This window comes from Paracoccus fontiphilus (assembly GCF_017356265.1).
GTDB classification, from domain to species: domain Bacteria; phylum Pseudomonadota; class Alphaproteobacteria; order Rhodobacterales; family Rhodobacteraceae; genus Paracoccus; species Paracoccus fontiphilus.
This window is the reverse complement of the sequence record NZ_JAFNAW010000005.1, coordinates 46,571-58,086: the sequence shown is the minus strand read 5'-3', so window position 1 is coordinate 58,086 and position 11,516 is coordinate 46,571. Positions and strand designations below refer to the sequence as shown.

At 66.9% G+C, this 11,516-nt stretch carries 9 protein-coding genes; 8 read left to right on the top strand and 1 reads right to left on the bottom strand.

Features of this window, described 5'->3' with window-relative positions; translation table 11 throughout:
• The first annotated feature begins 11 nt into the window (after window positions 1-11).
• The 3 genes from J0F76_RS03320 to J0F76_RS03310 all read left to right on the top strand — a co-directional run bounded on the left by J0F76_RS03320 (window position 12) and on the right by J0F76_RS03310 (window position 3,156).
• A complete protein-coding gene (locus J0F76_RS03320; protein WP_207465695.1) occupies window positions 12-1,352 on the top strand; it encodes an 8-oxoguanine deaminase in 1,341 nt (446 codons plus the stop codon).
• 183 nt (window positions 1,353-1,535) lie between these two features.
• The gene (uraH, locus tag J0F76_RS03315; RefSeq protein ID WP_207465824.1) at window positions 1,536-1,889 is read left to right on the top strand and encodes a hydroxyisourate hydrolase; all 354 of its coding nucleotides are present in this window, start codon (window positions 1,536-1,538) and stop codon (window positions 1,887-1,889) included.
• A 4-nt stretch (window positions 1,890-1,893) separates the two neighbouring features.
• Window positions 1,894-3,156 carry a urate hydroxylase PuuD gene (locus tag J0F76_RS03310; RefSeq protein ID WP_377707134.1) on the top strand — a complete coding sequence of 421 codons (1,263 nt, stop codon included), beginning with the start codon at window positions 1,894-1,896 and terminating at the stop codon, window positions 3,154-3,156.
• 30 nt (window positions 3,157-3,186) lie between these two features.
• Here the strand turns inward: J0F76_RS03310 and J0F76_RS03305 are convergent, their stop codons facing one another.
• Window positions 3,187-4,080, bottom strand: a complete 894-nt coding sequence (locus tag J0F76_RS03305) for a LysR family transcriptional regulator (RefSeq protein WP_207465693.1) — start codon at window positions 4,078-4,080, stop codon at window positions 3,187-3,189.
• A 115-nt stretch (window positions 4,081-4,195) separates the two neighbouring features.
• On the opposite strand from J0F76_RS03305, the gene xdhA reads away from it, so the two are divergent.
• The 5 genes from xdhA to J0F76_RS03280 all read left to right on the top strand — a co-directional run bounded on the left by xdhA (window position 4,196) and on the right by J0F76_RS03280 (window position 11,474).
• Window positions 4,196-5,647 (top strand): xanthine dehydrogenase small subunit, encoded by a 1,452-nt coding sequence (gene xdhA, locus J0F76_RS03300; protein WP_207465691.1) that lies wholly within the window; start codon window positions 4,196-4,198, stop codon window positions 5,645-5,647.
• A 3-nt stretch (window positions 5,648-5,650) separates the two neighbouring features.
• Complete coding sequence (xdhB, locus tag J0F76_RS03295; RefSeq protein ID WP_207465690.1) at window positions 5,651-7,957, top strand: xanthine dehydrogenase molybdopterin binding subunit; 2,307 nt, start codon at window positions 5,651-5,653, stop codon at window positions 7,955-7,957.
• Window positions 7,954-8,694, top strand: a complete 741-nt coding sequence (gene xdhC / locus J0F76_RS03290; protein ID WP_207465687.1) for a xanthine dehydrogenase accessory protein XdhC — start codon at window positions 7,954-7,956, stop codon at window positions 8,692-8,694. The genes xdhB and xdhC overlap by 4 nt, the downstream gene beginning before the upstream one ends.
• Entirely contained in the window at window positions 8,682-9,965 is a 1,284-nt protein-coding gene (gene guaD / locus J0F76_RS03285) for a guanine deaminase (protein ID WP_207465686.1), read from the top strand. The genes xdhC and guaD overlap by 13 nt, the downstream gene beginning before the upstream one ends.
• 75 nt (window positions 9,966-10,040) lie before the next feature.
• Window positions 10,041-11,474, top strand: a complete 1,434-nt coding sequence (locus J0F76_RS03280; protein ID WP_207465683.1) for a mannose-1-phosphate guanylyltransferase/mannose-6-phosphate isomerase — start codon at window positions 10,041-10,043, stop codon at window positions 11,472-11,474.
• The last annotated feature ends 42 nt before the right edge of the window (window positions 11,475-11,516 follow it).

The following is an 11,516-nucleotide window of genomic DNA, read 5'->3' as shown; positions in this document are numbered from 1 at the left end:
GATCAGGGATCATGGCCAAGACAGTGTTCAGGAACGCCGATGTGGTCGTCACCATGGACGACGCGCGGCGCGAGATCCGGGGCGGCGACGTCCTGGTGGAAAACGGAAAGATCGTCGCCGTGGGCGAGAACCTGCCGCGCGCGGACGCCGAGATCGTGGAGGCGGGCGGCTGCGTCATCACGCCGGGGCTGGTCAACACCCACCACCACCTGTTCCAGACCCTGACCCGCGCCGTTCCTGCCGCGCAGGATGCGGCGCTGTTCGGCTGGCTGCGCACGCTTTATCCGATCTGGTCGCGCATGACGCCCGACGACATCCGCCTGTCGGCCGAGGTCGGTCTGGCCGAATTGGCGCTGTCGGGCTGCACCTGCTCGTCGGACCACCTGTATCTGTTCCCCAATGGCTCGCGCCTGGACGACAGCATCGAGGCGGCCCGGAAGGTGGGCATCCGCTTCACGGCCACGCGCGGGGCCATGTCCATCGGCGAAAGCAAGGGCGGCCTGCCGCCAGACGCCCTAGTCGAGGACGAAACCGCGATCTTGGCCGACAGTGAACGCGTGGTGGATGCCTTCCACGACGCGGGCGAGGGCGGGATGGTGCAGGTGGGGCTTGCGCCCTGTTCGCCCTTCTCGGTCAGCCGGGAACTGATGCGCGACGCGGCGATCCTGGCGAGGGAGAAGGGCGTGCGGCTGCACACCCATCTGGCTGAGAACGACGAGGACATCCGCTACTCGCTGGACAATTTCGGCATGCTGCCGGGTGATTATGCGGAAAGCCTGGGCTGGACCGGGGACGATGTCTGGCACGCCCATTGCGTGAAGCTGTCGCCGCCCGAGATCGACCTGTTCGCCCGCACCGGCACGGGGGTCTCGCATTGCCCCTGTTCCAACGCTCGGCTTGCCAGCGGCATCGCGCCGGTTCGGGCGATGCGGGATGCGGGGGTGCCGGTGGGCCTTGGTGTCGATGGCTCGGCCTCCAACGATTGCAGTCATCTGGGGCTGGAGGCGCGGCAGGCCATGCTGGTCGCGCGGCTGAAGGACGGCCCCGCCGCCTTGGGCGCGCGCGAGGCATTGGAGATCGCGACCTTGGGCGGCGCGCGGGTGCTGGGGCGGTCCGACATCGGCGCGCTGAAGCCGGGGATGCAGGCCGATCTGGTCTTGTGGGATGTCAGCGAACTGCCCGCCGCGGGCCAGTGGGACCCGGTGGCGGCGCTGATCTTCTGCGCGCCGATCCGGCCCAAGGCGGTGTATGTCGGGGGCAGGGCGGTCGTGTCGGATCACCGCCTGCTGACCGCCGATCCGCACGCGCTGAACGCACGCGCGAAAGAGGCCGTTGCGCGATTGGCGGGGTAGACGGGGGGCCGTCTGCCCCCCACGCGCGTTCCGCGCGTTCCCCCCGAGGATATTTGTTCCAAGGCAAAGGGCATTGGGCCTGATTTTCTACGGAATCTTAAGACTACCTTGCTTATGGTCCCCCTCGTGCGGGTGCAGGGAGATCGGTTATCAAGAAAACAGCGGTAATAAGGGGAGGCGATGATGCCAGGATACCTGACCACCCATGTGCTGGACACGGCGCGCGGCCGCCCGGCCGAAGGGATGGAGGTGGTGCTGTTCCGTCTTGACGGCGACCGGCGGACCGAACTTGCGCGGCTGACCACGAACCACGACGGCCGCACCGACCGCCAGATCCTGCCTGCGGCGGAGTTCGCGACAGGCCAGTATGAGCTGGAGTTCCACGCGGGCGCCTGGATGGACGCCACGGGGGTCGAGGCCGAGAGCCCGCGCTTCCTGGACGTGATCCCCATCCGCTTCGGCATGTCGCGGGACGATCATTACCACGTGCCGCTGCTGGTCTCGCCCTTCGGCTATTCCACCTATCGCGGAAGCTGACGCCATGATGCACCTGATCCCCGACCACATCGTCATCTGGGAATGGCTGGCCTTCGCGGTCCGCTGGACCCATGTCATCACCGCCATCGCCTGGATCGGATCGTCCTTCTACTTCGTCGCGCTTGACCTGGGGCTGACGAAGGCGCCGCACCTGCCGAAGGGCGCGCATGGCGAGGAATGGCAGGTCCATGGCGGCGGCTTCTACCACATCAACAAGTACCTGGTCGCCCCCGAGCAGATGCCCGAGCATCTGACCTGGTTCAAATGGGAAAGCTACATGACCTGGATCAGCGGCGCGGCGCTGCTGATGGTCACGTATTGGGCGGGTGCGAACCTTTACCTGATCGACACGGCCAAGGCGGATCTGGCGACCTGGCAGGCGATCCTGATCTCGGCCGGCTCGCTGGCCTTGGGCTGGCTGATCTATGACACGCTGTGCAAGTCGAAGCTGGGCGAGACGCCGACGGTGCTGATGCTGCTGCTGTTCGCGGCGCTGGTGGTGATGGGCTGGGGCTATACGCAGGTCTTCACGGGCCGGGCCGCGCTGCTGCACCTGGGCGCCTTCACGGCGACGATCATGACGGCAAACGTGTTCTTCATCATCATGCCGAACCAGCGGATCGTGGTGGCGGACCTGAAGGCGGGGCGGGCTCCCGATCCGAAATACGGCAAGATCGCCAAGCTGCGGTCCACGCACAACAACTATCTGACGCTGCCGGTCATCTTCCTGATGCTGTCGAACCACTATCCGCTGGCCTTTGCCAGCCAGTACAACTGGCTGATCGCGGCGCTGATCTTCCTGATGGGCGTGACCATCCGGCACTTCTTCAACACCATGCACGCCCGCAAGGGAGAGTTGTGGTGGACCTGGGCGGTGACGGTGATCCTGTTCATCATGGTGATGTGGCTGTCGTCCATCGGTCTGAACCAGGACACGCTGGAACAGGCCGAGGCGCGTCCGCTGACCCCCGTGGAAGCCCGCTTTGCCGAGGCCGAGGGCTTCCAGCAGGTCAGCGATGCCGTTCTGGGCCGTTGTTCCATGTGCCACGCGCGCGAGCCGGGATACGAGGGCATATACCACGCGCCGAAGGGGGTTTTCCTGGAAACCCCTGCCGACATCGCCAGGCACGCGAAGGAGATCTATGTCCAGGCCGGGCTGACCGACGCCATGCCGCCGGCCAACGTGACCTACATGGAACCGCAGGAACGCGAGCAGATCATACGCTGGTTCCGCGCGGCGGGCGGGGCCAGTCTGGCAGGGATGTGAGTTCCTGGCCCCGCAAGGGGCCTTTTCGTTTCAGAAGTGCTTTTTCAGTTCCCGCACCGCGAAATCCGCGAACATCCGCACCTTGGGGTCCTGCAACCGCCGGTGGGGCGTCAGGGCGCCGAACTGCGCGGGCAGGGGGCGGTTCTGCGGCAGAACCTCGATCAGGCGGCCGGCCTTGAGGTCAGCCGCGACCTCGTACAGCGGCCGGTTCGCGATCCCTTCGCCGCCAAGCGCCCAGCCGGTCAGCACGTCGCCGTCATCCGTATCGAAGCGACCGCCGACCATCATCTTGTGGGGACCGTCCTCGGTCTGCAGCACCCAGAAGTATTCCGGGCTGCGCGGATAGCGCAGCAGCAGGCAGTTGTGGCCAGCCAGGTCGTCGGGCACCTTCGGGGTGCCGTGCCGGGCCAGGTAGTCGGGCGAGGCCACCAGCACGCGCGGGCAATCCGCGATCTTGCGCCATTTCAGTGCCGAATCGGCAGGCTCGCCCAGGAAGAACGCCAGGTCGATGGCGTCTTCGACGATGTTGACGTTGCGGTCCGACAGGCGCAGCCGGAAATCGACGCCGGGATTTTCGGCGCAGAAGGGCGGGATCAGCGGCGCGATCAGCCGCCGACCCAGGCCAAGCGGCGCGGTCAGGCGGATCACCCCCTGCGGACGGCCCGAGAAGCTGGAGACCAGGGCCTCTGCCTCGTCCAGGGTGTCGATCACGCGGCGGGCGTTGTCGTAGAAGGCGCGGCCGATCTCGGTCGGGGTCAGCTTGCGGGTGGTGCGGTTCAGCAGACGCACCCCGAAGCGGTTCTCCAGATCCTTGATGCGATTCGAGGCAACTGCCGGGGAAAGCCGCAGATCCCGCCCTCCTGCGGTGATCGAACCCAGTTCGACAACCCGGACGAAGACGCGCAGGCTTTCAAGATAGGACATGGGTGATAGGCCGTTTTCAAGGAATCGTGTAAAGTCTTCCGGGTCGGCACCGATTTCGCAACCGTTTTTTTCCGCCTACCTTTTCCGACGGGTCCACAGCCACAAAAGGAACGCCATGACACCCGCCCTGCGCTTTCTGCTGAACGGTCGCCCGGTCGAACTGACCGCCGTCGGCGCGTCCGACACGCTGCTGGATTTCCTGCGCATCGACCGCCGCCTGACCGGCACCAAGGAAGGCTGTGCCGAGGGTGACTGCGGCGCCTGCACCGTGCTGGTGGGACGGCTGACCGACGACGGCCTGGTCTACGAGCCGGTGAACGCCTGCATCCGCTTTCTGGCGTCCTGCCACGGCTGCCATGTCGTGACGGTGGAACACCTGCGCGGCCCCGACGGCGGGCTGCACCCGATCCAGGCGGCGATGGTGGAGTATCACGGCAGCCAGTGCGGCTTCTGCACGCCGGGCATCGTGATGGCGCTTTATGGGCTGTGGATGAGCAATCCCGATGCAGGGGCCACTGATATCGAGACCGCCTTGCAGGGCAACATCTGCCGCTGCACGGGCTACGAGCCGATCGTCAAGGCGGCGCTGGCGGCGGGCCGCGCGGGCGGGCAGGCCGCCGATGCGCTGGCGGTCGAACGCGAGTTGGTGGCGGCCAAACTGCGCGACATGCGGGGCGAGCGGGTCGAGCTGTCGAAGGGTGGCGAACGCGCGATCATCCCTGCCGATGTGGACGATCTGGCCGCCGTGCTGGAGGACGAGCCGAAGGCCACGATCATCGCGGGCGCGACCGATGTGGGCCTGTGGGTCACGAAATTCATGCGCGACATCTTTCCGGCGGTGTTCATCGGCCACCTGATGAAGGGCAAGCGCGTGGAAGGCGGCGAGATCCGCCTGGGCGCGGGCGTGACCTATTCCGAAGCCGCCGCCCTGATCGGGCAGCATGTGCCCGCCGCTTACGACTACTGGCTGCGGATCGGCGGCTGGCAGGTGCGCAACATGGGCACCATCGGCGCCAACATCGCCAACGGCTCTCCCATCGGCGACACGCCGCCGCTGCTGATCGCGCTGGGCGCGCGGATCGTGCTGCGCAAGGGGAATGCGTGGCGCGAGGTCGCGCTGGAGGATTTCTTCATCGACTACGGCAAGCAGGACCGCGCGCCGGGCGAGTTCGTCGAGGAGGTGATCATCCCGACCCGTCCCCAGGCGAGGATCGCCGCCTACAAGATCAGCAAGCGCCGCGACAGCGACATCACCGCCGTCGCCGCCGGTTTTTGCCTTTCCGTTGAAAATGGCATCATCTCTGGCGCCCGCGTGGCGTTTGGCGGCATGGCGGGCATCCCCAAGCGCGCCGCCGGGGCCGAGGCCGCGCTGCAAGGCCAGCCCTTCGCCCGCGAGACCTTCGAGGTCGCGGCCCGCGCCGTGGCCGATGACTTCACGCCGCTGTCGGACTGGCGCGCCAGCGCCGACTATCGCCGCACCGTGGCCGCCAACCTGTTCCGCCGCTTCTGGCTGGAACAAACGGAAACCGGCCTGCCCGTCCGCCTGCACGAAGCCGTGGGAGCCTGAGCCATGAAAGACGAAACCATCATCCGCGGCCAGGTGCATCAGGACACCATCCATGACAGCGCCATCAAGCATGTCACCGGCCGCGCCGACTATACCGACGACTTGGCGGAACCATACGGCCTGCTGCACGCCTATCTGGGTCTGTCACAATGTGCCCATGGTCTGATCACGGGCATGGATTTCACCGAAACGCTGGCCCATCCGGGCGTAGTCGGCGTGCTGACCGCCAAGGACATCCCCGGCGTCAACGATGTCTCGCCCAACGGCAAGGACGACGACCCGATCTTCGCGGACGGTGAGGTGCTGTTCTGGGGCCAGCCGGTCTTTGCCGTAATCGCGGAAACCCGCGACGGGGCGCGCCGCGCGGCGCACAAGGCGCGCATCACCTATGACGTGCTGCCCCACGCGCTGGACCCTCTGGCCGCGCGCGACGCCGGGATGGGCTATGTCACCGACCCCCTGACGCTGAAGCGCGGCGACGCGGACGCGGGCATGGCCGCCGCGCCCCACGTCATCAAGGGCCGCTTCAGCATCGGCGGGCAGGACCACTTCTATCTGGAGGGTCAGATCGCCATGGCCGTGCCGGGCGAGGACGAGGACGTGACGATCAACGTCTCGACCCAGCACCCGTCCGAGGTGCAGCACATGGTGGCCCATGTGCTTGGCTGCCAGAACAACGCGGTCGTGGTGAACGTGCGCCGCATGGGCGGCGGCTTCGGCGGCAAGGAAACGCAGATGAACCTGTTTTCCTGCGTGGCCGCCATTGCTGCGAAACGCTGGAACCGCGCGGTGAAGATCCGCCCCGACCGCGACGACGACATGACCGCCACCGGCAAGCGCCATGACTTCGTGGTGGATTACGAGGTCGGCTTCGACGACACCGGCAAGATCCGCGCCGTGCGGGGCGACTGGTATGCCCGATGCGGCTTTTCGGCAGACCTTTCGGGCCCGGTGACGGACCGCGCGCTGTTCCACTGCGACAACGCTTACTTCTACCCCGATGTGCGGGTTTCCAGCCATCCGATGAAGACCCACACGGTCAGCAACACCGCCTTCCGGGGCTTCGGCGGCCCGCAAGGCGTGATCGTGGCCGAGCGCATGGTCGAGGAGATCGCCTATGCCCTGGGCCTCGATCCGCTGGAGGTGCGCAAGCGCAACCTGTATGAAAACGGCCAGTTGACCCCCTATCACCAGGAGGTCAACGACCAGATCCTGCCGCGCATCTTCGAGGAGCTTGAGGTCTCCAGCGACTATCACTCCCGCAGACAGGCGGTGCTGGACTGGAACGCGAAGGGCGGCGTGATCCGCAAGGGCATCGCCATCACGCCGGTCAAGTTCGGCATCAGCTTCACCGCGACCTGGTTCAACCAGGCGGGGGCGCTGATCCATGTCTACAACGACGGCTCGATCGCGCTGAACCATGGCGGCTGCGAGATGGGGCAGGGCCTGAACACCAAGGTCGCCCAAGTCGTGGCCGAGGCGTTTCAGTGCGACATCGGCAACATCAAGATCACCCGCACCACGACCGAGAAGGTGCCCAACACCTCGGCGACCGCCGCCTCCTCGGGGACGGACCTGAACGGCATGGCTGCGCTGGACGCGGCCGAGCAGATCAAGGCCCGGCTGGTGGACTTCGTGGCCGAACGCTGGCAGCAGCCGAAGGAGGAGGTGCGCTTCGTTCCCGGCCATATCCGCGCGGGCGACCACGAGATCCCCTTCAGGGAGGTGATCGCGGCGGCCTACATGGCGCGAATCCACCTGTCGGCGGCGGGCTTCTACAAGACGCCCAAGATCCACTGGGACCGTGCGACGGGGCGGGGGCGGCCGTTCTACTACTACGCCTATGGGGCGGCGGTGTCCGAGGTGTCGGTAGACACGCTGACCGGCGAATACGTGATCGACCGCACGGACGTGATCCACGATGTCGGTCGCAGCCTCAACCCCGCCATCGACAAGGGCCAGGTCGAAGGCGCCTTTGTCCAGGGCGCTGGCTGGCTGACCACGGAAGAACTGTGGTGGGACGACAAGGGGCGGCTGCGCACCCACGCGCCCTCCACCTACAAGGTGCCGCTGGCATCCGACCGGCCGCGCGTCTTCAACGTCAGGCTGGCGGACTGGTCCGAGGCGACCGAGCGCACCATCAAGCGGTCCAAGGCCGTGGGCGAGCCGCCCTTCATGCTGGGCATCAGCGTGTTCGAGGCGATCAACATGGCCGTGGCTTCCTTCTCCGGCTACCGCGAACACCCCCGACTCGACGCCCCCGCCACGCCCGAGCGCGTGCTGCTGGCGATCGAGAAGCTGCGGGGATGATCCGCGTCCGGGTCATATCGGCCCGCGGGTCCACCCCGCGCGACGCCGGGGCCGAGATGTTCGTGGGCCCCGCGCGCGTGGAGGGCACCATCGGCGGCGGCCAGCTTGAATACATGGCCATCGACCGCGCCCGCCAGATGCTGGCGTCGGGCGAGGCCGAGGCGCGCATGGACATCCCCCTCGGCCCCGAGATCGGGCAATGCTGCGGGGGCAGGGTGGTCCTGCATCTGGACCGCCATGGACCCACGCCCGAGGATCACCCCGACGTGCTGGTCTTCGGCGCAGGCCATGTCGGGCGAGCCTTGGCGCAGGCGTTGCAGCCGCTGCCCGTCAACGCGACCCTGATCGACCAGCGGCCCGAGGAACTGGCCCAGGCCACCCCTGGGATCGCCATCTGCCTGACCCCGCTGCCCGAAGCCGAGATCCGCGCCGCCCGCCCCGGCAGCGCCGCCGTGATCCTGACCCATGACCATGCGCTCGACTTCCTGCTGGCCGCCGAGGCGCTGGCGCGCAACGATCTGTCCTATGTCGGCATGATCGGCAGCGCCACCAAGCGCGCGCAGTTTTCCCGCTTCGCCCGCGAACGCGGCATCGACCCCGCGCCGCTGGTCTGCCCGATCGGCGCTGGCTTCACCCATGACAAGCGCCCGGCGGTCATCGCCGCCTTCACCGCCGCCGAACTGATCGCGCGGCTGACCGCAGCTTCTTCGTTGAAGAAATACCCATGCAACAGCTGATCCGGGGCCGCGTTCTCGGCTTCCATGCCGACCCCCAAGATACCCAACACAACCACCGCTACCTCGAGGACGGCGCGATCCTGGTCGAGGATGGCCGCATCCTTGCCGTGGACGACTACGCGACCCTTGCCCGCCCCGACCTGCCCGAGATCGACCACCGCCCGCACCTGATCATGCCGGGCTTCATCGACACGCATATCCATTTTCCCCAGGTGCAGGTCATCGCCAGTTGGGGTGCGCAGCTTCTGGACTGGCTGAACACCTATACCTTCCCCGAGGAATCGCGCTTCAACCAGCAGGGCCATGCCCCCGCGATGGCGGATGCCTTTTTGAACCTGCTGACCGCGCACGGCACGACGACCGCCGTGGCCTTCTGCTCGGTCCATCCCGAATCCGCCGAGGCGCTGTTCAGCGCAGCCCATGCCCGGAACATGGCCATGATCGCGGGCAAGGTGATGATGGACCGCAACGCCCCGCCCGAGGTGCTGGACACGCCACAACAGGGCTATGACGACAGCAAGGCGCTGATCGACCGCTGGCACGGCACTGGCCGCCAGCGTTACGCGATCACGCCACGTTTCGCGATCACCTCGACGCCAGAGCAGATGGAGATGGCGGGCGCGCTTGCCCGCGAGCATCCCGATTGCCACGTCCAGACGCACCTGTCCGAGAACACCGACGAGATCGACTTCACGCTGCAGCTTTACCCGCAGGCGCGCGACTACCTGGACATCTACGAAACCTACGGCCTTCTGTCCCCCAAGCTGCTGCTGGGCCATTCCATCCACCTGCGCCCGCGAGAGATCGCGCGCATGGCGGAAACCGGCAGCCGGGCGGTGTTCTGCCCGACCTCGAACCTGTTCCTGGGATCCGGCCTGTTCGATGAGGGCGGGCTGCGTGCGGCCGGGATCACCAGCGGCATTGCCACCGACGTGGGCGGCGGCACCAGCTATTCGATGCTGCAGACCCTGAACGAGGGCTACAAGATCCTGCAGTTGCAGGGCCAAAAGCTGACGCCCTTGTCCGCCTTCCACTGGATCACGCGCGGCAATGCGCTGGCGCTGGGAATGGCCGACCGGATCGGCACGCTGGACCCCGGCAGCATGGCGGATCTGGTCGTTCTGGACAGCCGCGCCACCCCCGCCATGGCCCTGCGCATGGACCGCGCCGAAACGCTGGAACATGAGCTGTTCATCCTGCAGATCATGGGCGACGACCGCAGCATTCGGCAGACCTACGTGGCAGGCAAGCCCATGAAAACCGGGGGTTGACCGCAGGCCGGGCTTTCCCGCCGGCCTCCGGCAGGCTATCCCTTCGGCAAGGACCCAGGTTGAAGGGAGAGCGTCATGACCAAGATCACCCCCGTTCTGATGGCAGGCGGATCGGGAACCCGGCTTTGGCCCGTGTCCCGCAGAAGTTTTCCCAAGCAGTTCGCGCCCCTGGTGGGGGACCAGACGCTGTTCCAGGCCTCGGCCCGCAGGCTGTCGGGCCCGGACTTCGCCGATCCGGTGGTGATGACCAATGCCGATTTCCGCTTCATCGTGGCCGAGCAGCTGGACCAGATCGGCATTCGCCCCGGCGCCATCGTGATCGAGCCTTCGGGCCGCAACACCGCGCCCGCGATCCTGGTCGCGGCCCTGATGGTGGCCGCGAAAGACCCCGAGGGGCTGCTGCTGGTCGCCCCTTCGGACCATGTGATCCCCGACGAGGCCGCCTTTGCCCGCGCCGTGCGGCAGGGAACCGAGCCCGCGACCCAGGGCCGGATCGTCACCTTCGGCATCACCCCCGACCGGCCGGAAACCGGCTATGGCTATCTGGAACTGGCGGGGCAGGGCGACGGTCCGCAGCCGCTTGCGCGCTTTGTCGAAAAGCCTGAGGCAGCCACGGCGGCGCAGATGCTGGCGCAGGGCAATTTCCTGTGGAACGCGGGCATCTTCCTGTTCAAGGCCAGCGTGATGATCGACGCGTTCCGCGCCCATGCCCCCGAATACCTTTCGCCCGTCCTCGCGGCTTTGGACGAGGCCAAGGACGACATCGGCTTCCTGCGGCTGGCGAAAGGCCCGTGGGACAGCCTGCCCGACCAGTCCATCGACTATGCCGTGATGGAAAAGGCCGACAACCTGACCGTGGTGCGTTTCTCGGAACGCTGGTCGGACCTGGGCGGCTGGGACGCCGTCTGGCGCGAGGCGCTGCTCGAGGCGCCGACGGACGACGGCGTGGTGGTGGACGGCAACTCGACCGCCATTGACTGTCACGACGTGCTGCTGCGGTCCGATAGCGACGACCTGCAGGTGGTGGGGATCGGTCTGACGGACGTGATGGTCGTGGCGACGGCGGACGCGGTTCTGGTGGCGGACAAGAGCCGCGCGCAGGATGTGCGCCATGCCGTGACCGCGCTGAAGAACAAGGGCTGCAAGCAGGCCACCGCCTTTCCCCGCGACCACCGCCCCTGGGGCTGGTTCGAGACGCTGGCGCTTGCCGACCGTTTCCAGGTCAAGCGCATCGTCGTGAAGCCGGGCGCGGCCCTGTCGCTGCAAAGCCATGTCCATCGGTCCGAACACTGGATCGTGGTCAGCGGCACCGCGAAGGTGACGGTGGATGACAAGGTGACGCTGGTGACGGAAAACCAGTCCATCTATGTGCCGCTTGGCGCGGTTCACCGGATGGAGAATCCCGGCAAGGTGCCGATGGTCCTGATCGAGGTTCAGACCGGCAGTTACCTGGGCGAGGACGACATCATCCGCTATGAGGATGTCTATGCCCGCGACAGCGCGGAGTGAGGCGGGGGCCAGCCCCCGCACCCCCGGGATATTTGAACCAAG

Bases quoted from the DNA above. Each gene is read 5' to 3' on its own strand.
- xdhA (WP_207465691.1), top strand. From the start codon at position 4,196: ATGACACCCGCCCTGCGCTTTCTGCTGAACGGTCGCCCGGTCGAACTG.
- J0F76_RS03310 (WP_377707134.1), top strand. From the start codon at position 1,894: ATGATGCACCTGATCCCCGACCACATCGTCATCTGGGAATGGCTGGCC.
- xdhC (WP_207465687.1), top strand. From the start codon at position 7,954: ATGATCCGCGTCCGGGTCATATCGGCCCGCGGGTCCACCCCGCGCGAC.
- xdhB (WP_207465690.1), top strand. From the start codon at position 5,651: ATGAAAGACGAAACCATCATCCGCGGCCAGGTGCATCAGGACACCATC.
- uraH (WP_207465824.1), top strand. From the start codon at position 1,536: ATGCCAGGATACCTGACCACCCATGTGCTGGACACGGCGCGCGGCCGC.
- J0F76_RS03320 (WP_207465695.1), top strand. From the start codon at position 12: ATGGCCAAGACAGTGTTCAGGAACGCCGATGTGGTCGTCACCATGGAC.
- guaD (WP_207465686.1), top strand. From the start codon at position 8,682: ATGCAACAGCTGATCCGGGGCCGCGTTCTCGGCTTCCATGCCGACCCC.
- J0F76_RS03280 (WP_207465683.1), top strand. From the start codon at position 10,041: ATGACCAAGATCACCCCCGTTCTGATGGCAGGCGGATCGGGAACCCGG.
- J0F76_RS03305 (WP_207465693.1), bottom strand. From the start codon at position 4,080: ATGTCCTATCTTGAAAGCCTGCGCGTCTTCGTCCGGGTTGTCGAACTG.